Consider the following 20,810-nt stretch of genomic DNA (forward strand, 5'->3'; position numbering starts at 1 on the left):
GCCCGAAGAGGTTTGGTGTGGCAGCGAAATCTCTTGGGCGATAGCGCGGATCAGTCACGTTCCACAGGTTACTTCACTTCAACGCGCCCTCTTTTGTGTCTAAAGCACATTCGAAGTGTCTATTAGGCACAGAATTTGGACCCGACGAAAGAGGACTGCTCATAGGTAGGTCATGAGACACAAAATCAGCAACCTCCCCGTCACCGAATCCGACCGCGAATTGACCCTGCCTGCCACTGCGCGGTGGCTCGATGCGTCCGGCGTAGAGCATCTGGAAGCCGTCACGCCCAAGCTGCTTGACGACGAGCTCTACCTCGCGCAACAGCTTCGAACGGGCAACCGATACAAACAATTGCGCAACTATCACGGGCTCTACTTCTTCTCGCAGACGGGGCGCCATGTCTGGCACGAATCCCTCCTTGAAGCGACGGCCCTGAAGTGGCTCGACATGCACGAAGAAGTCACCGCCATCGCCGCCCAACCTTTTGAACTGGCCTTCACGAACGGCCTCAGGCACACACCGGACTACATCTTCATGCACGCCGACAACCGCCAGACAGTGGTTGACGTCAAGCCGACCAAGTTCATCGACGGTGAGAAGTTCCGTTTGCAGGCCGCTCAGACCCGAGCTGTGTGCGAAAAGGTCGGCTGGGGATATCAAGTGTTCGGAAGCCTTCCGAAGCAAGTGGAGGCCAATCTCTCCTGGGTCGCGGCCTTCAAGCACTTCGGCTACTTCCCGGGCCTCGAAGCCACCCACCGTTTGCTCACCGGGCTCTCCAACCCGATTCCGCTCATCGAAGCCGTCCGAGCACTCGGACTTCCCCACACCCCAACCGCTCGTGCCGGCCTGTACAACCTGATCTGGATTGGCCAGGTTGCCGTCGATCTCGCCGCACCTATCAACAATTCCACTCTCGTACGAAAGGGACCCAATGCTCACGCTTGACACATCCGCACCCATTCAACTCGTCGACGGCGAGTACGTAGTCATTGAACAGAAGAACCCGTACGTGCGCCTCCGCCGCACTGCCGACGGCACCACCGTCGACATGCACCTCACCGAACTCCAGCGAAAGCAGGTCGGCGCCGGCACAATCCCCTTGTTCGAGCCGCGAGCATTCGACCGCCTAACGACAAAAGCCTCTACAAAGACCATGCAGTGGGTCTCCCACGTTGAGGAGCTCGTTACTGGTTGCCAGCCGGGACAATCGAGCCCGCGACCGGAATATGACCCGTCCTGCACAACGCTCAATCAGAGGGTGGCCGCTAAGACATCGGAGCTCAAGGGATTGGGTCTTTCCGCGTCGCGCGCCACCATCATGCGCAGAATCAAGGCATATCGGGAACAGGGCATGGCCGGGGTCATCGACCGCCGCATCGTCCGCCACGACGGGCCCCTCGACCATCTCAACGAAGATGTCCACGATGCCCTATGCACCGTCATTGCCGCGCAGACCTTCCGCTCCACTGGAACCAAATCGCGCCTCATCATCGAGACTCAAGCCGAATTGCTCCGACAGTTTGGGAAGGATGCGCCAGCGCTCCCGGCGACCTCCTCCATGTATCGATACATCGCCGCACTCACTAAGGGGAAGCACACCACAGGTAGCGCCAAGACCCGGCGCTCGCTCGCCAACCGGCCCAATCGTGCATTTGGCTACACCTCGCGGACACTCCCGGGAGCGGAAGTGCAGGTGGACTCGACCCCCATGGACATCCTCGTACTGACTCCCTCAGGGAAAGTCGAGCGGCCGACCCTCACCATTATGGTGGACGTCGCCACCCGAAGCATCCTCGCGAGCACCATCCGTCTCGAGGCGACCAAAGGCATCGACCACGTCCTCCTCCTGGCTCAAGCGCTCACGCCAGCCGCGAACCGCCCTGATAGCATCGCCTACCGCCGCATGATTCAGGACGCCACGCCACAGGCCGTGTTCCTGAATGCCGACGAGCGGGCCGCTCTCGAGATGACCCGGCCATTCATTTATCCGCGCCGCATCATGATGGACAACGGTCGCGACTATGTCAGTGCCGTCTTCATCGCGGCAGCCGAGAGTTTCGGCATCGACGTAACCAAATCGGCCCCGCGAACTCCGACCGACAAAGCTCACGTGGAACGCATGTTCAGTTCCATCGAGTCGCTCTTCACGCAGTATCTGCCTGGATACGCGGGGCGCTCCCCCGAATTCAAGGGTGAAGGTGTCGAAAAGGAGAACCTCCTCAGCATCCACGCCCTGTACGAATTGTTCGACGACTGGACGCTCAACGTGTGGCAGAACAGGCCTCACAGCGGGCTCCGCGACCGGCTCGAGCCGTCAATACGTCTGTCGCCGAACCAGGTCTATGCCTCCGCTAGCGAACTCACCTCGACTCTGTACCTCCCGTTGAGCCCCGAACTCTACGTCAGTCTCCTTCCGTCGGAGTACCGCACCATCTCAAGCACCGGGGTCCAGTACCGAAGCCGCACCTATGACTCCTGGGAGCTCAACCCGCTGCGTAATACCCAGTCCAACGACCCCGGAAAGAGCGGGAAGTGGGAGATCAAGGTCGACCCCTACCGACCGCTCGTCGTCTGGGTGCGCTCACCCAAGAACACGTGGATTGAGTGCCGTGCACGGGATGAGGACTCCTATCTCGACCCGCACGCCGCTGACAGAAACTCCACGCACGAACCGACCGACCGCTCCGTCGTTGCTGCTGTGAATGCGGCCCGGACGGGTACCCCGGCCCACGACATTGACGCCGATGCTCCTGAATCCGCAGCACCCTTGACCACCTTCGACGTCTCCGATGACGACGATTCCGAATTCGATACCTTCGACCCTGATAAGGACTAGAAATGCTCCAGTTCCACAACATCGACCGCCCCGCAGCCCTCCACCGTCACGAGGACCTCCACCGATATCTCAGCACCACCCTGACAAGACCGGTTGTGCTGGACGCGAAGGCGTACCGCTCACTTTCCGAAAGCGAGCAAGGCGCCTACGACCGCTCCCGGGTGCTGTACCTCTCGGGTGGAATTCTCGTAGATACTCCCCATCTGCAGCGGGCCAAGAAGCTGCTGTCGCAAAGCTTCGCCGAGAACATCGGCCGGAATTCCGGACACGCGGGCCTGATGCTCAGTGGCGATTCGACGGTAGGCAAGACAACCACCGCGAAAGCGCTCATGCGATATGTCTTCAGCCAGTACGGGAAGCAGTTTCCTGATTTCAACCAGCTCGACAAGATACCCGTCGCCTACATCGAAGTGCCAGCAGGGTCGACCGGCAAGCTTCTGATGAAGACTTTTGCGCACTTCCTGGGGCTGACCGTTCGAACCGGCGAATCCATGGTCGACATTCGCAATCGGGTCGTCGACGCTCTGAACCAGGCCGGCACGCAGCTCATCGTCGTTGACGAACTGCAAAACCTGGCCGGGAGGTCCACCGGAAACGGCGAGTCGGTCGACGTCTTGAAGAACCTCCACAACGACCTCCCCGCCACCTTCGTCTATGCGGGGTTGGACCTCACGAGCGGTGAAATCCTCGCGGGGACGCGCGGGCAGCAACTGAGCGGGCGATTCAATCTGCTACAGATGAATCGATTCGCAATGTCGAGTCCCACCGACCGGGCTGCGTGGCTCCGCCTCGTGAACACCTTTGAGAAGTGCCTTCCGCTTCGCGACCACGAGCTCGGAACGTTGCCGTCAATGTCCGAGTACCTGTTCAGTCGCACCAACGGGTCCATCGGCAGTCTCGGACGCCTCCTCACGGGCGCCGCAATTGAGAGCATCACCGCCGGCAATGCCGGGAACGAGAAAATCACGCTGCAACTTCTTGAAGGGCAAATCCTCGATATCGCAGCCGAGGACTACTACGCCAGCACCAAACGAACGATCTCAAAACGCTCCGCGACGAAGAAGCTTCTAGACGGACTGGTGACCCGATGAGTGACCTGACCCGGCGGTTCCCTTTCGACGTTCGCCCCCTGCACCGCGAAAGCATCGCGAGCTACACCGAACGAGTCTTGGCCGCGAACTTCGCGACCACCGCGCACAAGAACTATCTCGTCCGCCTCGCCACGAAGTCGACAAAGCCGGCCGACGTCGAGAGAACCTGGCTGGAGCTCCTGACGGCGAAGACAAAGCGCCCGCGCCTCCACCTCGTCAAGGAGCCGAGTGCATGGTTGGCGCACGCTGATGGGACGAGCTGCGAGTTCTGCACTGACCTTCTCCCGGCAACGCGCCACATGTGCGTCCTCTGCGCCGGCGGCGCCAGCGTCGAACAGAATCCTCACTTCGATGGATTGGTCTGCATTCGGCACTCCCGATGGGTCGGGTTAAGCACTACCAGTGACGCCCAGCATCCCGTGGGCAATGACCACATCCGAGCCGAGGTCCAGTTCCGAAAGCTGCGGCGCCGTCATCGCCTGGATGTGCGCTTCTTTGTCCTCCTCCGCGACAGCATCATGACCTCTCTCACCGGTGAAGTCGCGCCGCTCACGGAAGCTGAGGCCTTCCCAAGAATCATTGCCGTCGCGACGGCCATCACGGACCCGAACTTCACCCTGCGGTTCTTCAGCCCTCAGACGCCCTACGCTGACGCGCACCGTCTCCTGGTGGAGACACTCGACAGGATGCTGGATGACCCACCGGACCGGCTTGTGCGGGCGATATGGCTGTACATGCGCCCGACAGTCTGGGCTGTCCGCCACGCGGTCCTCACCGACGCACCCTTCGACGCTGCCTGGCCGCACGACTTCCCGCTGGACCCCCGCGTAGCACGCACGTTCACCGCACTTCGAGACGCCTTGGAACCATTTGAGGCCTACCTCGGCGTCACGGGCGACGACCCTGTCTCGGCAGCGCAATTCGGGCTCACCTTCACTAGCGAACGACGCCTCGCCGCCCCCACGCAGACCGGCGAGACCCGCCAGATACTCGCAATCTGTACCGTCGGCCATCAGTTCGAAACGGACCGAGAACGCCCATTTGCGCCTCGGCCAACGATTGGACCGAAGTGTCCCGTCTGCCACGGCCACCTCATCATCCCCGGATACAACGACCTCGCAAGCGCACGACCGGATATCGGAGCCGAGTTCGACGTGACCAGAAACGCCGGCCTCACGGCGCAGCAGGTCTCCCCGGGCTCCAAGGAAACGTACTTCTGGCTCTGCCCCGACAAAGGCCATAGCTACCCGGCGAGCGCGTCCAACCGCACGTCCGCGAATTCGAAATGCCCCGTGTGCCTCAATCGGCTGATTGTTCCCGGCGTCAACGACGTCGCGACCACACATCCGTGGCTACTCAGCGAGTGGCATCCCGCGTGGCTCCAGCAAGTACCACCGTCCAAGTACGGTTCCGGGAGCAAGGTCATGAACATGTGGCTCTGCAAAAGAGGACACGAGTACCTCATGACCATCGCTGACCGAGTGCAGAGCAAAGGCTGCGACGAGTGCACGACCGGAACCCGACGCCCATCCACTCCGAGCCTGCCCGAGTCGCACCCAGCCCTAGCCGCCGAATGGCACCCGACCAGGAACGAAGGGCTCAGTCCGGAAGAGTTCAGTGCGTCATGTCAGGACAAGTTCTACTGGCTTTGCGACAAGGGCCACACCTTCCGGCAGCGCATCGACCGCCGTGTCGCAGGATACAAATGCAGCGTCTGCTCTCGGCGCACCCTTGTTCCGAATGTCAACGACCTGAGGACAACCGAGCCCGTTCTTGTGACCGAGTTTCATAGCTATCTCAATGGCCCGAAGGACCCGGGCCGCATCTTCGCCGGTACCGACCTCTACTGGTGGAAGTGTCAAGCACACGGGCACGTGTACAAACAGAGCGTTCCCCACCGGGTCAAATCCAAAGGTTGTCCTAAATGCCCGATGTCCGAGCGAATTCTAAACCGGTAATTCAGCTCTTCTCCCGAACGGCCGCAAACCCTCATATCGAGGTCTTGCGGCCGTTTTTCTGTATCCCGGTCGAAAATCTCATCTTGGTTGAGACACACGCTGGCCCGGAGGCTGGGCGTTCTTCAGCCATTGCCTAGTCTCAGTGTGAGAATTCAGTCTCAATTACCTCAAGAACTCACACTCCGTGTCACTTCCCGACGTCACTTCCCGACGCCTCGTTTCCGGTATTCTCGACGCGGACTGAGGAGTACCTGTGACTGACCCCACCTTGCGAATGCCGGACACTGTTTTCCGGGCGGTGTTGGACCTGGGCGACCTGCCGTTGGAGGCTCCGCCGCTGCCGACCCAGTTCCGGAACCCGGTGCTGAACGCCGACTGGTTCGTCGACGGTGAGGGCGAGGCCGACGAAGAAGAGGTGGCCGTGTTCTCCCTCGGGTTCGAGGGCGGTGAGCTGCACCTGGAAACGACGCCTGACGGTGTCGAGCACCACTTCCATGGCGCCGACGGAGAAGAGACTGATCGCAGCCCGTGGCCGAAGCGGGAGACGAAGGAACTCGTGGCGTGGGCCCTGGCGCTCGTCAAGCACACTCTCCCTCTGCTCGAAGATCTCGCGGAGGACGCCGAAGAGGCCGCCGACTGGCACCACGAAGGACTTCGGGTCTACGCCCGCGACTTCGGGGCGGTGCCCCTGGAGATCGTGGACGTTGCCATTCCCGGCGAGCAGATGATGCTGCCCTGGCTGGGGTCCGGGCGCACAGACCATCTGCACACGGACGACGAGGCACGCAGCCTGATCCTCACCTGGAACCCGGAAGACGCGGACCCCGAGACGCCGATTGTGCGGGCGTGGCTCGATGCCGGCACGGGGGAACCGGTCTCCGAAGCGGTCGCCGGGGTCGACTGGGTTGCTGTCGGGCTCCCCGAGGAGGAAGTGCGCGCGTGGTTCGAAGCGTTCTACCTCAACCACGAGGTCCTCGACGACCCCGCGGAGCTCATCATGCGTGCTGCACTGAACCGGATCGCGGGCCTGGGCTAGGCCTGGGCAAAGCCCAAGCCAAAGCCCAGTGCCGCAGTTCAGGGCCGCAGGCCGGCGGCCTGGCGGGCCAGTCCTTCGATACGCGTCCAGTCGCCGAGTTCAATGGCATCCAGCGGAGTGATCCACGTGCCGCCGATGCACCCAACGTTGGGAAGCGCGAGGTAGACGGGCGCGCTCGCGAGCGTGATCCCGCCCGTCGGACAGAACCGCGCTTCCGGCAGGGGCGCCGCGAGTGAACGCAGCACCGCGTGGCCGCCGGACGCCTCGGCGGGGAAGAACTTCATCTCCGGGTGTCCGCGTTCGATCAGCCGCAGGACCTCCGACGCGGTCGCGGCTCCCGGCAGGTAGGGCAGACCGGATGCGTCCATCGCGTCGAGCAGGGCATCGGTCGACCCGGGCGAAATCAGGAACCGGGCCCCGGCCTCGGCGGCCCGACGCACGAGTTCCGGGTTGTTGACCGTTCCGGCGCCGATGACGGCGTCGGGCACCTGGTCGGCGATGGCACTGATCGCACGCAGTGCAGCCGGGGTGCGCAGCGTCACCTCGATAACCGGCAGGCCACCCGCCACGAGTGCCCGGGCCAGTGCCACCGCGCGGTCGGCATCCTCGATGACGACGACGGGGATCACGGGTGCGAGCTCGAGCAGCTGGGCTGCGTTCAGGGTGGACATCAGAGGACTCCTTCAAGTGTGTTGGTGATGACGCTGGCGCCACGGTCGGCCGGGCCGACCTGCCGGCGGAAGACCGAGAAGAGCTCCCGACCAGTGCCGGACCAGCTGACGTCGTCGAGCGCAGCACCGGTGATTTCGCGGGCCGCGAAGACGTCGTCGTCGAGGAGGACGTCGAGGGTGCCCGCCGTCGCGTTGAGGCGTACGAGGTCGCCATCGCGGATGCGGCCGATCGGACCGCCCGCTGCGGCTTCGGGGGTGAGGTGGATGGCGGCCGGGATCTTTCCCGACGCGCCGGACATCCGCCCATCGGTGACCAGAGCGACCTGATAGCCGCGATCCTGGAGGATGCCGAGCGCCGGGGTGAGCTTGTGCAGCTCGGGCATTCCATTTGCGGACGGGCCCTGATACCGAATCACGGCCACGAGATCCCGGTCGAGCTCACCGGCTTCGAACGCTGCGAGGAAGACGTGCTGGTCGTCGAACACCACCGCGGGCGCCTGGATGACGTGGTGTTCGGTCGCCACCGCGGCGACCTTGATGACCGCACTGCCGAGATTACCGTCCAGGATCCGGAGTCCGCCGTTCGGCGCGAAAGGCGCTGAGGCGGGCCGCAGCACGTCCGTGTCGAGGCTCTCGGTCGGTCCCGGGCGGTAGCTCAGGGCGTTTCCGTCGAGCACCGGCTCCCGGCGATAGGCGTCGAGTCCCGCGCCGGCAACGGTGCGGACGTCGGGGTGCAGCAAGCCCGCGTCGAGGAGCTGGCCGATCAGGAACGCCGTGCCCCCGGCGGCGTGGAAGTGGTTGATGTCGGCAGGGCCGTTGGGGTAGATGCGGACAAGCAGGGGAACGACCTCGGACAGGTCCGCAAAGTCCTGCCAGGTGAGCTGGATCCCCGCGACGGCCGCGATGGCCGGGAGGTGCAGCGTGTGGTTCGTCGACCCTCCGGTGGCAAGCAGGGCAACGACGCCGTTGATGATCGACCGCTCGTCCACCACGCGTCCGATCGGGGTGTACCGGTCTTTCAGCTCGGTCAGCGCGACCACCTGGCGGGCCGCCGCGGCGGTGAGGGCCTCGCGCAACGGGGAGTCCGGGCTGACGAAGCTCGCGCCGGGAAGGTGGAGTCCCATGACCTCCATCAGCATCTGGTTGGAGTTCGCCGTCCCGTAGAAGGTACAGGTGCCTGCGGAATGGTACGACGCCGTCTCGGCCTCGAGAAGTTGCTCACGGTCGGCCAGGCCTTCGGCGTAGAGCTCGCGGATCCGGCTCTTTTCCTTGTTCGGAATCCCGGAGCTCATCGGACCGGTCGGCACCAGGATGGCCGGGAGGTGACCGAAGGCCAGCGCGCCGATGACCAGGCCTGGCACGATCTTGTCGCAGACGCCGAGCAGCAACGCTCCGTCGAACAGGTCGTGGGCCAGTGCGACGCCGGTCGCCATGGCGATCAGATCGCGGCTGAACAGCGACAGCTGCATGCCGTCTCTGCCCTGGGTGATGCCGTCGCACATCGCGGGCACGCCGCCCGCGACCTGCGCGATGCCTCCGGCCTTCCGGACGGCGTCTTTGAGGATCGCCGGGTAGGCCGCGAACGGCTGGTGCGCGGAGAGCACGTCGTTGTACGAGGACACGATCCCGATGTTCGGCTTCACGAAGGCGCGCAGGGCGGCCTTGTCCTGCTGGCCGGTGGCAGCGAACCCGTGGGCGAGGTTCGCGCAGCCCAGGCGACCGCGGGTCGGTCCCTGCTCCGCGGCGGCATCGATCCGGGCGAGGTACCTGGCCCGGCTCTGTGCGCTGCGTTCGATGATGCGGCGCGTGACCGCTTCGACGACCGGGTGCATGGCCACGGTGGTGTTCGGCGTCCGGGCGGTCGACTGTCCTGATGTGGCCGCACCGGGTGCGGACGAGCCTGCGGCCGGCCGCAGGCCGAGCATCGTGACGATCCTGGCGGCCTCCTCGTCGGGCGGTCTCGCCGCGTCGATCAGGATGCCGCGCTCGTCGGAATCCAACGGCTCCAGGGTGTCCAGCTGCGAATCGAGAAGACTGGCCGGCATGTAGTGGTCGAGTCGGGCAGACATCCGTGCGCCGAGCAGGTCCTTTGAGCCGACGAGGTGCACGAAGATCACGTTCTGCTCGCGCAGCACGTCCCGATACTTCTTCTTCAGGGCCGAGCAGGTGACGATGCCAGGGAGGTCGGCCGTGGTGTGCTCGACGATCCAGGACGACACGGTGTCGAGCCAGGGCCAGCGGTCCTCGTCGGTGAGCGGAGTGCCCGACGCCATCTTGGCCACGTTCGCCGCGGGGTGCAGATCGTCGCCCTCGACGAAGTCCCACCCGAGCTGGCTGGCGAGGAGAGCGGCTACGGTCGACTTGCCCGAGCCGGAAACCCCCATCACGACCAGGACGGGTTGCGGGCCGGGCACGCCGACAGGGGTGTGCGGGTCGCTGCTGACGCGGGCTGGTGGGGTTGAGTTCGTCAGTCCGGGTGGTGTGGATGAGTACATCGTCGTCCTCTCGCGAGGACGCTTCGGCGCGACCTCATTGTCAGGCCCAGGTCACCGCGCTCCGCTGACGCGGGCACAGCGAGGTTGACGCTGAATTTCATTAATCAGATTAATCTGATTAATCAGATATTGCGAGTGTGGCACTCCGGGAGAGAGCCGTCAAGTCGAGGCGTGCGTGGCCCGCACGCGGCGCGGACCCGGTGAGCGCGGCGCTTCACCTCGACCCGGCGCGCTTCCCTGCTATCGTGCGTGGATGATGACCGAGGGGTTCACGATTCGCCGCACGACGGCAGCAGACTGGCGCGAGATCCGGGAACTTCGACTGGAGATGCTCCACGACACGCCCCTCGCCTTCGGGGAGACCTTCGACGCCGCGCTCGCCCACGACGAGGCCGAATGGACCATGCGCGGAGCGCGCGGCACCCATGAGCATTCGATCGTCGTCGTGGCGATCGCGCCCTCTGGGCGCTGGGTCGGGACGATGGGCGGCTACGTTCCCGACGAGGCGACGGGTGCGCTGCTCGTCGGTGTCTACGTCGCGCCGGACTACCGCGGCGGGGCGGCCGGCGTGACGGATGCCCTCCTGTCGCGCATCGAGGACTGGGCGCTCACGGAATCGGGTCGGCTCACGTTGCACGTGCACGAGCACAACGACCGCGCCCGCGCCGCCTACGAGCACCGCGGCTTCGCGGCAACCGGCGTGACCGCGCCCTACGACCTCGACCCGACGACCCGGGAACTCGAGATGGTCAAGCAACTCACAAGGGCACAGCCGGAGACCGCGGCTCCGTGATGTCCGAGATCTTCGCGACGCGCGGCATCCGCTGACCCGCTGTGCGGCAGGTTTCGAAAACCTATAGCCCAACTCGTGTCGGCGCCGCGTCCGTCAGTCGAGGGCCGGCATCACCACGGCCTGCCGGGCATCGATCTCGCGGATGATGTCAGTCGCGCTGCCGGGGTCGATCTCGCGTTCGCGCACCGCACGGGTCAGGGCGTTGCGCTGGCGGTCGAAGGTGGCGCCCGCGTACTCGTCGGCCGGAGCGGTCCCGTCGTCCGGTGCGCCCCCGGCCCCGGCGGCATCCGCGACGGCGCGGGCACGCGCGCGGCCCGCCTCGACCTCGGCGTCTTCCGCGCTCGTATCGATGCGCAGGGTTCGGGACAGCATCGGTAACGTCGCCCCCTGCACCAGCAGGGTACCGACCGCCACGATGAACGCGACCGTCTGGATGATGGTGCGGCCGGGAAACGGCGCACCGGACGCGATGGTGAGGGGGATGCCACCGGCCGCGGCGAGGGTGATGATGCCGCGCATCCCGGTCCAGGACACCAGCAGGTTCTCCGGCGGCGTGAGGGTCTCGATGTGGGCGAGTTCGCGGCCGCCCCGGCGACGGCCTCCTCGCCCACCCCGACCGCCGGAGGGCCTGCGCCGATCGCGCCGATCGCGCCGGCGGATCATCGCCCGCGGTTCGAGCGACCGGGCGAGGCGCTTGGCGTATACGAGGAGGGCCAGTTGCGACCGGCCGTAGCTGAAGTACACCCAGGCGAAGCGGCAGAGCACCACCGCCAGGAGCACGATCAGCGCGAGGCCGATCGTCGACCCGGTCGGGGTGCTCGACTCGGCCAGGTCCTCGAGCACGAACCGGAACTGCAGCCCCATGTACGCGAAGACGAACGCCTCAAGAAGCAGGTCCACGACGGGCCAGAGTACGGCCTCCTGCAGCCGGGTGCGGAACGCCGTTGACGGTGTGCCCGGGGGCACGGTGCGGTAGTTGGCCAGGCTCACGGTGAAGCCGGCGGCGACGACCGCGATGATGCCGGAGGCATGCAGGCTTTCGGCGGCAAAGTAGGCCAGGAACGGCACGAGCAGGTTGAGGCCGCTCTCGATGGTGGGACTGCCCACCATTGTCCGCACCGCCGACATCAGCCGGCCGAGAATCACTCCGAGGAGAAGCCCGATCGCGGCTTCCCAGCCGAACAAGAGGAACGGATTCTCGATGAAGCCGGCGTCGCCGGTGACGGCGGCGACCGCGACGGCGAACAGCGTGAGCGCCGCCGCATCGTTGACCAGACTCTCCCCGGTGAGGATCGAAACCGTGCGCCGCGGGAGGCCGAGTTCGCGTCCGTGGCTCACGGTCGTAACCGAGTCCGGCGGGGCGACCACGGCCGCGAGGACGAGCGCCCCGGCTAGGCCGAGTTCCGGAGCGAGCCACGAGGTGAGGAAGCCGACAACCACGGTTGTGAAGACCACCAGCCCCACGCCGAGGCCGAGGATGCTGCGCAGGTTCTTGAGGAACGCGAAGAGCGAGAAGTTCAGGGTGGCGGAGTACAGCAGCGGCGGCACCACGACGCCGAGGATCAGGTGCGGGTCGAGCTGCAGCCGCGGGAGGACGGGCAGGAACGACAGCGCGGCGGCGAGCGTGACCGTGATGATACCGGCCTGCACCCCGCGGCGGTGCGCGAACGCCGCGATGAAGAGCGCTCCGGTCATGACGAGCAGCAACTGTACGTCCATGGTGCCTGCCTTCCGGGTGCCGTCGTCCCAGTCTTGCCCATGGGACGCCCGTCGGGGTTGTTCGCGCTGACCGCGGGTCTGGTGTACACGACTCAGGCGCACGTCCGGGGAGAGACCCGAACGTGCGCCCGTGAATCGGTTGGGTTCAGTCGACGAGCGCGGTTTCCACCAGTGCAGCCTGCTTCGTGATGAGGCCTTCCTTGGTATATCGCGCGGAGATCAACGCGACGACGGCCGCGAGCAACATAGCCGCCGCGATGACGATCAGGGGCCAGTTGAACGATCCCGTCGCCTCTTTGAGCTCTCCCACGAGGGGCGGGACCAGGACGCCTGCGATATTCGCGGTTGCGTTGATCAGGGCGACGCCCGCAGCAGCAGCGATTCCGGTCATGAATGCGGTGGCCGTGCTCCACATTGCCGGAACAGCAGACCAGGCAAACCCAGTGGATACGGAGAGAAGCGCGAAGCCGAGCACGGTGGGTCCTGCAGCAACGCTCCCCAGGAGGAGCACACCTGCGAGGGCCATGGGGATGGCCATGTGCAGGTCGCGCCGGCCACGCTTGTCCGCACTTCGACCGTTGATGATCATGAAGATGACCGCAAAGACGTACGGGATTGCGGTGAGCATTGACGTGGTCAGCGCATCGGGATGCCCGAATGTTCCTTGGATGACCTGTGGCATCCAGAGCGTCAGGCCGATGCTGTTGAACGAGTACAGGAAGAAGAAGATCGCCAGGAGGATGACTCCCGGGCTGCGGAGTGCGCTGCCGATGGTGAACGTACGCAGTCCTTCGGCGGCCGACTTCTCGATCTCGAGTGTCTTGACGAGCCAGGTGCGGTTCGCTTCGGGAAGCCACTTGGCTTCACGGGGCTTGTCCGTGAAGTACTTGAGGACGACGATGCCGAGTACGACGGCGGGGACGGCTTCAAGGATGAAGAGCCAGCGCCAGCCCTGGATGTCGAACCATCCGTGGCTGAACTGCAGGATGAGGCCGGAAAGGGGCGCACCGATCACGGTGGCGAGCGCTGCTCCGACGTAGAAGGTGCCCATCGCGCGGCCGCGATGCTGGTTGGGGAACCACTGGGACAGATAGAAGATGATGCCCGGAGTGAAGCCTGCTTCTGCCGCACCCAGGACGAGCCGGACGGTGTTGAATGTGCCTGGTCCGTTGACGAGGGCCATGCACGCGGCGACGATGCCCCAGCTGATCATGATCCGGGCGATCCAGACGCGGGCACCGAACTTGTGCAGGGCCAGGTTGCTCGGGATTTCGAAGATGATGTACGTGATGAAGAAGAGCCCGGCGCCGAATCCATAGGCGCCGACGGAGAGGCCGATGTCGCCGTTCATCGTCAGGGAAGCGACGGACACGTTCGACCGGTCGATGTAAGCGATGAAATAGCAGACCATGATCAGCGGCATCAGGCGCCGCGTGACGCGACGCATTGTCTCGTGTTCGATCGTCGGTGGTATCGAGGTTCCCGCCTGGTCTGGGCTGAGCTTCAACGACATTGAGTTCTCCTAGCTTCATTGCTGCAGGTTGTTGCGTATAACGCAAGCGTGTTGCGTTAACTATGACATTCATTTACGCTGTGTCAAGTACGACAACGTCTCAATGGCCAGAAAGGCCTCTCATGGAAACCCCCGAAGTCCTCTGCCTCGGCGAGACAATGGTCCTCGTCACCCCGACTGAGGCCACTCCACTCGCCGACAGTGCGCTTTTCCACCTGGCAGTCGGAGGCGCCGAGTCGACGGTGGCGATGTACCTCGCCGAGTCTGGTTTCCGAACGTCGTGGATCAGCTCGGTGGGAGACGATCCGCTCGGCCGGCGAATTCTCGAGTCGCTGCATGAGCAGCGAGTGGACACGTCCCTGGTCACCCTTAACCCGAACGCTCCAACCGGCGTGTATTTCAAGAACCCCGGTGGCATCCCCGGCGTGTACTACTACCGCAAGGGATCCGCCGCATCGATGATGACGGTCGAAATTCTCGACGCGCTGCCTCTCGCCACGGCGCGACTGATTCACACCAGCGGCGTCACACCCGGTCTTTCATCGAGCTGCCGAGAACTCATGCTCGCTCTTCCGTCGCGACTCGTGGGAACCACGACCCTGCTCTCATTCGATGTGAACTACCGGGCTGGTGTCTGGTCCGTCGAAGAAGCGGCCCCGGTGCTTCTCCGGCTGGCGAGGCAGGCAGACATCGTCTTCGTTGGCCTCGATGAAGCCGAAGTACTGTGGCAGACCCACACGCCTCAGGCTGTATTCGATCTCATCCGCCCACTCGGCACGCTCATCGTCAAGAACGGCGCCGTCGGAGCCACGGAATTCAGTTTTGGAACCGAGGTTTTTGTTGCCGCACCCCATATCACTGTGGTCGAAGAGGTGGGCGCAGGCGATGCATTTGCCGCCGGGTATCTGGCGGCACAGCTCAATGGGGACAGCGCCGAAGAGTCTTTGAGTGCCGGGCACGGATGCGCTGCGAGAACATTGCAGAGCACGAGCGATTTCGTGCCTCGCGAAAGGGTCTGAATCATGCCGAAAGCCACTCAAAACGTCCAGAGCGTCCAGCGCGCCGTTGAAATCCTCGAATTCGTCAGTGATGCTCCCCGCACCCAGACGGAGGTTGCCGAGCACATCAACGTGCATCGCTCCACCGCATTGCGCCTCTTGGAGACGCTCACGGAGGGCGGACTCACCCGCCGCAACGAACGCGGCCAATACAGCGTCGGCTACCGGCTGGCCGGCCTGGCCGCGCACGCCCTGGACCAGTTCAGCCTCAGAAACCTCGCCCACGAAAGTCTCGAACAGCTGAGGGCGAGCTGCGGTCACACGATTCACTTGGCCGAGTTGACCGGCAATCGCATCGTCTACGCCGACAAGATCGATCCGATCCGGTCCGTGCGGCTCTACTCCCAGATCGGTCAAACGGTACCTTTCCACACGTCCGGTGTCGCCAAGGCGATCCTCGCGTTCCAGCCCCCTACGTTCGTCGACGATGTCCTGGCGGGCTACGAATTCACGATCCACACTCCCAACACGCTTCCCGACGCCCAGTCGTTGAAATCCCAACTGGATGAAATCCGCACTCGTGGTTGGGCGGTGGATGACGCCGAATTCGAAGACTTCATCAACTGCGTTGCCGCACCCGTGCGGGACTCAAGCTCGCGAGTGGTCGCCGCCGTGTCGATCACCGCGCTCAAAGCCAAGGCAAACCTCGAACAACTCGAAGAGTTGATCCCGGAGCTACTTGCCACAACAGAAACAATCTCAAAGGAGCTGGGATGGCGTCCCTAACGACCTCATTCGACGAACTATTTGCCCGCACTCCGGTGATGGCGATTCTGCGGGGATACTCGCCTGAGCGAACCGTGGAACTGGCGAACAACGCCTGGGACCTGGGCGTCGATTGCATCGAAGTGCCGATTCAGAATACCGAGGCTCTCGACGCGCTGACGGCCACCGTGACAGCCGGGAAGTTGCGCGGCAAGCATGTAGGGGCCGGAACGGTCGTCACCCTTGAGCACGTCCGGCAGGCAGCTGAGGCAGGAGCGGCGTTTACCGTGAGCCCGGGCCTCAAGGCGGCCGTTGTGCGGGCTTCGATCGCGGCCGGAATGCCGACTCTGCCCGGAGTCGCAACCGCCACCGAGATCGAAACCGCCCTCGACCTCGACCTCGACTGGGTCAAGGCATTTCCCGCCGCCGAGCTCGGAGCCTCCTGGTTCACGGCGATGAGCGCGCCCTTCCCCCAGATCAAGTTCGTCGCCACCGGCGGGATGGGCGCCGGAAACGCCCGCGAATTCCTGGACGGCGGCGCCAAAGTCGTGTCCCTGGGCTCCGCTTTGGCCGATCCCGCCGCCTGGCCGGCCATCGCCGCACTCGTGAAGACCCCCGCAGGGAGCCTGGCATGAGCGGCCTTAATGTCTATGTCGGCCCGGCCACGGTCGAAAGCCTTGCGGATGCCGTCACGAGCGCCGGTGGGCAGCTCACCCCGCTCGCCGATGCGGAAGCAATCGTCTACTTCGGCAACGACGACCCTCAAGAACTCGCCGATATGCTCCACCCTGGGATCAAATGGGTGCAACTGCCCCACGCCGGAATCGAGCCGTGGCAACAGGCCGGCCTTCTGACCCGTGGTCCTGTCTTCAGCTGTTCGAGCGGCGCATACGGGTATGCCGTGGCCGAGCACGCACTCGCTTTCATGCTCAGTGCGGCCCGTTCGCTGCATGCCGATGCCCGCACCCGCACCTGGGGGCCCAAGAACACGCGCATGTTCTCCGGGTCAACCGTCGCGCTGATCGGTGCGGGCGGCATCGGGCGCAACCTCATCAAGCTGCTCACCCCGTTCAACGTGAAAATCGTCGCGGTGTCGGATGTCCCGGTTCCCGGCGCTGATCTGACTGTTCCTCCGGAGGACTACCGCACGCTGCTTCCGCAGGCCGATTACGTGGTCATTGGCGTCCCCTATGTTCCGGCGACCCACCATATGATCTCGACCGCGGAGTTCGCCCTGATGAAGACGGATGCCTGGCTCATCAACGTGGCGCGCGGACCCATCGTCGACACCGACGCCCTCGTTGCCGCGCTCGGATCGGGCACGATCGGTGGCGCGGCCATGGACGTCACCGACCCCGAACCTCTCCCCGACGGCCACCCGCTGTGGACCTTGCCGAACGCACTGATCTCCCCGCACTGCGCAAACCCCGACAGCGAATACTGGGCCGGGCTCAACCAGCGCACCCACGACAATGTCGTCGCGTACCTGAAGGCGGGCGGTCCAGTCGGTTTGGCCGGCCTCGTCGCGGCCGACCGCGGCTTCTAGACCGTTCGCAACTCCCACCACATCTTCTCGTGCGGCACTACACAAAGGTCACAGCATGAAAATCACGAAACTCACCACGTATTCGGTCCCACCCCGTTGGCTGTTCCTGAAGATCGAGACCGACGAAGGCATCGTCGGATGGGGTGAACCTGTCGTCGAGGGACGAGCCGCCACTGTCGCGGCCGCCGTCGAGGAGCTCTCCGACTACATCATCGGGAAGGATCCGCGCAACATCGAGGACATCTGGACGGTCCTCTACCGCGCCGGCTTCTACCGAGGCGGGCCCATCCTGATGAGCGCCATCGCCGGCATTGACCAGGCACTCTGGGACATCAAGGGGAAGGCGCTGGGCGTCCCCGTCCACGAGCTCCTCGGCGGAAAAGTCCGGGACAAAATCCGCGTTTACTCGTGGATCGGTGGCGACCGTCCGTCCGATACCGCAGCGGCCGCGAAAGACGCGGTCGATCGCGGTTTCACCGCCGTGAAGATGAACGGCACCGAGGAACTGCAGTACATCGACACCTGGGACAAGGTCGAGAGGTGCATCGCCAACGTCACCGCGGTTCGCGAGGCAGTCGGCAACAATGTGGGGATCGGAGTCGACTTCCACGGTCGCGTCCACAAGCCCATGGCGAAGGTCCTCATCAAGGAACTCGAGCCCTACAAATTGATGTTCATCGAAGAGCCCGTCCTGAGCGAAAACGTCGGCGGGCTCCTCGACGTTTTGCGGAACACGCCCACGCCGATCGCGCTCGGTGAACGACTCTTCTCCCGCTGGGATTTCAAGGACATCCTGGCCAGTGGAGCGGTCGACATCATCCAGCCGGATCCGTCCCACTGCGGCGGGATCACGGAGGCTCGAAAGATCGCCTTCATGGCCGAGGCATATGACATCGCTGTCGCCCTCCATTGCCCGCTCGGCCCGATCGCGTTGGCCACCTGCCTGCAAATCGACGCCGGTTGCTACAACGCCTTCATCCAGGAACAGAGTCTCGGGATCCATTACAACAAGTCCAATGACCTACTCGACTACGTCGTCGACCCGGCGGTCTTCGCATACGAAGACGGCATGGTCGCAATCCCCGACGGCCCCGGTCTCGGTATCGAAGTCAACGAGGAATACGTCATCGAACGAGCCAAAGAGGGCGCACGTTGGCGCAACCCGGTCTGGCGCCACAAAGACGGTTCCTTCGCGGAGTGGTGACGGATTCCGCAGGGCCGAGGCGTCACGTGTGACCCTCGCCCGAGTCTGAGGGTCCTACGTCTCGAAAATCTCCGACGTTGCGTTGCAGCGGCCGTGGTGAACCGTATCGCGAGGGCGCTACCATTTCCACCGAGGGGGTCGCATCATGAGGATCGTCGTAGCCGGGGCGACCGGCACCGTCGGCAGGCACGTCGTTGCGGTCGCCCAACGCCGTGGTCACGAGGTCGTCCCGCTGTCACGGTCGACCGGGCAGGACGTCAGTACCGGCGTCGGACTCGACGCGGCGCTCACGGCAGCGGATGCCGTGATCGACGTCACGAGCGTGGCGAGCACCTCAGCCGCAGCATCCGTCGAGTTCTTCGGCGCGGCGACCAGGCACCTGCTCGCCGCGGAAGTGCGCCAGTCGGTGGGACACCACGTGGCGCTGTCCATCGTCGGAATCGACTACCTGCCGCTCGGGTATTACGCCGGGAAGGTCGAACAGGAGCGCCTCGTCACCGCCGGGCCGGTGCCGTTCAGCATCCTGCGAACCACCCAGTTCCACGAGTTCGCGCGGCAGGTGCTCGGTCGCGCGTCGTTCGGCCCGATCGCCCTGGTCCCCGCCGGACTGCTGCGTCCGATCGCGGCCGCCGACGTGGCCGACGCCCTCGTTGCGATCGCCGACGGCACCGAGCGGGGACGTCACCGCGACCTGCGCGGGCCGCGGGATGAGATCCTCCTCGACATGGTGCGCAAGGTCATCCGGGCCGACGGGCGACGGATGCCGGCACTCGGGGTGTCCCTTCCCGGCGCGTACTGGCGCGGAATGCGTTCCGGGGTGCTGCGCGGCACCGGGGACGAGGGCGAGGCTCCCACGACATTCGACGAGTGGCTGACCGGCGAACGGTCGTCCTAGTCCTGGGCCGCACTCCCTGGAACCGGAGCGACCCGGTCTTCACTGGAACGGCAGCCGGCCCGGCTTCGACCACTGTCCGCCCGGCTAGCGCCGAGCCAGGGCAGCGATGAACCCGCCGACGAACGAATCGCCCAGTCCGATGGTCGTCGGCGCGGCGACGGTGAGCGCGAACGCGGGCAGGCACCGGACGGTGTGCCCCATCCGGTCCTCGAGATCGGAGGCGAACCGAGTACCGGGCACGCTGGGCCTCCGGTTGTCGACTTCCCGGTAGTCCCGCTCGGTGAAATCGTCCCCGTAGCAATATCGCGTGCTCGCCATCGTGATGCCGCCCTGGAGGCTCGCGCCATAGGAGGCGGCGAACTCGCCCAGGGCGAGTGACCAATACTTCGTGTGCACGACCAGGGTCGCGGCGGGGATCAGCCGCTGCAATTCCCGGAGCGCCTCGGCCACCTCGTCGACGGCCAGGAGGTCGACGGGGCGTCCCAGGTATGCCTGCATTTCGTCCTCGTTCATGCTGTAAACGTCGATCACCCCGATGAGCGCGTCGCGCACGTACCGGCTCATCGCCGGGACATGGAATCCGGCGTCCTCGTAATAGACGACGGCTGTTACCGGCAACTGCTGCATGTGCCGCAGGATGTCCACCAACCGTTCTTGGAGCAGGTCCGTGTCCTGGATGACGTTGAACCCCGAGATCAGGAACACCTCGGCATCTCGGAGCACCTCTCCGAGAGCGTTGCTCAACAGCAGCTGTTCGTTCGGTGGATCATTGGCGTAGATGACCCGATTCGGGTGCGGCGCACGCAGGTCGATGTCGCCGGCCTGGACGCGCGCGCCCGCGTTGAACTGCACGATGAGATGCGGATCGGTCGTGTCGTGGTCTGCGCTGCAGAGGTAGGCGCATCCCGCGGGGAGCAGCCTGCGAACGTGATCGTCGATGCTGACCAAGTGAACAGTGCTCTCGATGCCGAGCGCCTGCATCGCCATCGCGGCGCGCACGCACGTGCCGCCCAGGGTGATCCTTCTATCGAACCGGGCGGCGAACGTCTCCACGATGTCGGAGGAGGCGACGAATCGCTCTCCTCCGGCACCGCCCTCGAGGAAGGCGAGCAACGTGACGACGAGGTCCCGCTCGCTCATGACCGGGATCGAGGCATCCAGCTCCGACGCGCGAATGGAGTACTCGCGGATGAGGTGCTCGATCACCCGGGAGTCCCAGGCGATCTCGTAGTCGACGGTTCCGCCGAGCCCCAACACCAGTTTTTCGCGCATGGAGATATGTGCCATTC

At 64.6% G+C, this 20,810-nt stretch carries 17 protein-coding genes and 1 pseudogene; 12 read left to right on the forward strand and 6 right to left on the reverse strand.

Annotation, left to right across the window (positions count from 1 at the left end; genetic code table 11):
* The first annotated feature begins 172 nt into the window (after nt 1–172).
* The 5 genes from E3O39_RS11965 (at nt 173) to E3O39_RS11985 (ending at nt 6,922) form a co-directional block, all read left to right on the forward strand.
* Complete coding sequence (locus tag E3O39_RS11965; RefSeq protein ID WP_134448406.1) at nt 173–946, forward strand: TnsA-like heteromeric transposase endonuclease subunit; 774 nt, start codon at nt 173–175, stop codon at nt 944–946.
* A complete protein-coding gene (locus tag E3O39_RS11970; protein WP_134448408.1) occupies nt 933–2,837 on the forward strand; it encodes a DDE-type integrase/transposase/recombinase in 1,905 nt (634 codons plus the stop codon). Before E3O39_RS11965 ends, E3O39_RS11970 begins: the two co-directional genes overlap by 14 nt.
* 2 nt (nt 2,838–2,839) lie before the next feature.
* A complete protein-coding gene (locus E3O39_RS11975) occupies nt 2,840–3,928 on the forward strand; it encodes a TniB family NTP-binding protein (RefSeq protein WP_134448410.1) in 1,089 nt (362 codons plus the stop codon).
* Entirely contained in the window at nt 3,925–5,886 is a 1,962-nt protein-coding gene (locus tag E3O39_RS11980) for a zinc-ribbon domain-containing protein (RefSeq protein WP_134448412.1), read from the forward strand. The genes E3O39_RS11975 and E3O39_RS11980 overlap by 4 nt, the downstream gene beginning before the upstream one ends.
* 253 nt (nt 5,887–6,139) lie before the next feature.
* Nucleotides 6,140–6,922 (forward strand): hypothetical protein, encoded by a 783-nt coding sequence (locus E3O39_RS11985; protein WP_134448414.1) that lies wholly within the window; start codon nt 6,140–6,142, stop codon nt 6,920–6,922.
* 38 nt (nt 6,923–6,960) lie between these two features.
* On the opposite strand, the gene eda is transcribed toward E3O39_RS11985, so the two are convergent.
* The 3 genes and pseudogenes from eda to E3O39_RS19335 form a co-directional block, all read right to left on the reverse strand.
* Entirely contained in the window at nt 6,961–7,593 is a 633-nt protein-coding gene (gene eda, locus E3O39_RS11990; RefSeq protein ID WP_134448416.1) for a bifunctional 4-hydroxy-2-oxoglutarate aldolase/2-dehydro-3-deoxy-phosphogluconate aldolase, read from the reverse strand.
* Nucleotides 7,593–9,425 carry a phosphogluconate dehydratase gene (gene edd / locus E3O39_RS11995; RefSeq protein WP_174774850.1) on the reverse strand — a complete coding sequence of 611 codons (1,833 nt, stop codon included), beginning with the start codon at nt 9,423–9,425 and terminating at the stop codon, nt 7,593–7,595. The genes eda and edd overlap by 1 nt, the downstream gene beginning before the upstream one ends.
* 117 nt (nt 9,426–9,542) lie before the next feature.
* Nucleotides 9,543–10,088, reverse strand: a pseudogene (locus E3O39_RS19335) (gluconokinase); the annotation flags it as partial.
* A gap of 253 nt (nt 10,089–10,341) precedes the next feature.
* On the opposite strand from E3O39_RS19335, the gene E3O39_RS12000 reads away from it, so the two are divergent.
* Nucleotides 10,342–10,881, forward strand: coding sequence for an N-acetyltransferase (locus E3O39_RS12000; protein ID WP_134448420.1), 540 nt, complete (start codon nt 10,342–10,344; stop codon nt 10,879–10,881).
* A 93-nt stretch (nt 10,882–10,974) separates the two neighbouring features.
* Here the strand turns inward: E3O39_RS12000 and E3O39_RS12005 are convergent, their stop codons facing one another.
* The gene (locus E3O39_RS12005) at nt 10,975–12,600 is read right to left on the reverse strand and encodes a sodium:proton antiporter (protein ID WP_198413432.1); all 1,626 of its coding nucleotides are present in this window, start codon (nt 12,598–12,600) and stop codon (nt 10,975–10,977) included.
* A gap of 145 nt (nt 12,601–12,745) precedes the next feature.
* Nucleotides 12,746–14,113, reverse strand: a complete 1,368-nt coding sequence (locus E3O39_RS12010) for an MFS transporter (protein WP_134448422.1) — start codon at nt 14,111–14,113, stop codon at nt 12,746–12,748.
* A 122-nt stretch (nt 14,114–14,235) separates the two neighbouring features.
* Between E3O39_RS12010 and E3O39_RS12015 the strand changes: the two genes are divergently transcribed.
* The 6 genes from E3O39_RS12015 (at nt 14,236) to E3O39_RS12040 (ending at nt 19,521) form a co-directional block, all read left to right on the forward strand.
* On the forward strand, nt 14,236–15,132 hold the full coding sequence (locus E3O39_RS12015; RefSeq protein ID WP_134448424.1) for a sugar kinase: 897 nt from the start codon (nt 14,236–14,238) through the stop codon (nt 15,130–15,132).
* A gap of 3 nt (nt 15,133–15,135) precedes the next feature.
* On the forward strand, nt 15,136–15,897 hold the full coding sequence (locus tag E3O39_RS12020; RefSeq protein WP_134448426.1) for an IclR family transcriptional regulator: 762 nt from the start codon (nt 15,136–15,138) through the stop codon (nt 15,895–15,897).
* Nucleotides 15,885–16,511, forward strand: coding sequence for a bifunctional 4-hydroxy-2-oxoglutarate aldolase/2-dehydro-3-deoxy-phosphogluconate aldolase (locus tag E3O39_RS12025; RefSeq protein ID WP_134448428.1), 627 nt, complete (start codon nt 15,885–15,887; stop codon nt 16,509–16,511). Before E3O39_RS12020 ends, E3O39_RS12025 begins: the two co-directional genes overlap by 13 nt.
* The gene (locus E3O39_RS12030) at nt 16,508–17,422 is read left to right on the forward strand and encodes an NAD(P)-dependent oxidoreductase (protein WP_134448430.1); all 915 of its coding nucleotides are present in this window, start codon (nt 16,508–16,510) and stop codon (nt 17,420–17,422) included. The genes E3O39_RS12025 and E3O39_RS12030 overlap by 4 nt, the downstream gene beginning before the upstream one ends.
* A gap of 55 nt (nt 17,423–17,477) precedes the next feature.
* Nucleotides 17,478–18,626, forward strand: coding sequence for a galactonate dehydratase (gene dgoD, locus E3O39_RS12035; protein WP_134448432.1), 1,149 nt, complete (start codon nt 17,478–17,480; stop codon nt 18,624–18,626).
* Nucleotides 18,627–18,771: 145 nt separating this feature from the next.
* Nucleotides 18,772–19,521, forward strand: a complete 750-nt coding sequence (locus E3O39_RS12040; protein ID WP_134448434.1) for an SDR family oxidoreductase — start codon at nt 18,772–18,774, stop codon at nt 19,519–19,521.
* A gap of 84 nt (nt 19,522–19,605) precedes the next feature.
* Here the strand turns inward: E3O39_RS12040 and E3O39_RS12045 are convergent, their stop codons facing one another.
* Entirely contained in the window at nt 19,606–20,808 is a 1,203-nt protein-coding gene (locus tag E3O39_RS12045) for an ADP-dependent glucokinase/phosphofructokinase (RefSeq protein ID WP_241985060.1), read from the reverse strand.
* Between the last annotated feature and the right edge of the window lie 2 nt (nt 20,809–20,810).

Source organism: Cryobacterium sp. MDB2-A-1, from assembly GCF_004402675.1.
Taxonomy (GTDB): Bacteria; Actinomycetota; Actinomycetes; order Actinomycetales; family Microbacteriaceae; genus Cryobacterium; species Cryobacterium glucosi.

Bases quoted from the DNA above. Each gene is read 5' to 3' on its own strand.
- E3O39_RS12010 (WP_134448422.1), bottom strand. From the start codon at position 14,113: ATGTCGTTGAAGCTCAGCCCAGACCAGGCGGGAACCTCGATACCACCG.
- E3O39_RS12025 (WP_134448428.1), top strand. From the start codon at position 15,885: ATGGCGTCCCTAACGACCTCATTCGACGAACTATTTGCCCGCACTCCG.
- dgoD (WP_134448432.1), top strand. From the start codon at position 17,478: ATGAAAATCACGAAACTCACCACGTATTCGGTCCCACCCCGTTGGCTG.
- E3O39_RS11980 (WP_134448412.1), top strand. From the start codon at position 3,925: ATGAGTGACCTGACCCGGCGGTTCCCTTTCGACGTTCGCCCCCTGCAC.
- E3O39_RS11965 (WP_134448406.1), top strand. From the start codon at position 173: ATGAGACACAAAATCAGCAACCTCCCCGTCACCGAATCCGACCGCGAA.
- E3O39_RS11975 (WP_134448410.1), top strand. From the start codon at position 2,840: ATGCTCCAGTTCCACAACATCGACCGCCCCGCAGCCCTCCACCGTCAC.
- E3O39_RS12020 (WP_134448426.1), top strand. From the start codon at position 15,136: ATGCCGAAAGCCACTCAAAACGTCCAGAGCGTCCAGCGCGCCGTTGAA.
- E3O39_RS12040 (WP_134448434.1), top strand. From the start codon at position 18,772: ATGAGGATCGTCGTAGCCGGGGCGACCGGCACCGTCGGCAGGCACGTC.
- E3O39_RS12005 (WP_198413432.1), bottom strand. From the start codon at position 12,600: ATGGACGTACAGTTGCTGCTCGTCATGACCGGAGCGCTCTTCATCGCG.
- E3O39_RS12015 (WP_134448424.1), top strand. From the start codon at position 14,236: ATGGAAACCCCCGAAGTCCTCTGCCTCGGCGAGACAATGGTCCTCGTC.
- edd (WP_174774850.1), bottom strand. From the start codon at position 9,425: ATGCACCCGGTCGTCGAAGCGGTCACGCGCCGCATCATCGAACGCAGC.
- E3O39_RS12030 (WP_134448430.1), top strand. From the start codon at position 16,508: ATGAGCGGCCTTAATGTCTATGTCGGCCCGGCCACGGTCGAAAGCCTT.
- E3O39_RS12045 (WP_241985060.1), bottom strand. From the start codon at position 20,808: ATGGCACATATCTCCATGCGCGAAAAACTGGTGTTGGGGCTCGGCGGA.
- E3O39_RS11970 (WP_134448408.1), top strand. From the start codon at position 933: ATGCTCACGCTTGACACATCCGCACCCATTCAACTCGTCGACGGCGAG.
- E3O39_RS12000 (WP_134448420.1), top strand. From the start codon at position 10,342: ATGATGACCGAGGGGTTCACGATTCGCCGCACGACGGCAGCAGACTGG.
- eda (WP_134448416.1), bottom strand. From the start codon at position 7,593: ATGTCCACCCTGAACGCAGCCCAGCTGCTCGAGCTCGCACCCGTGATC.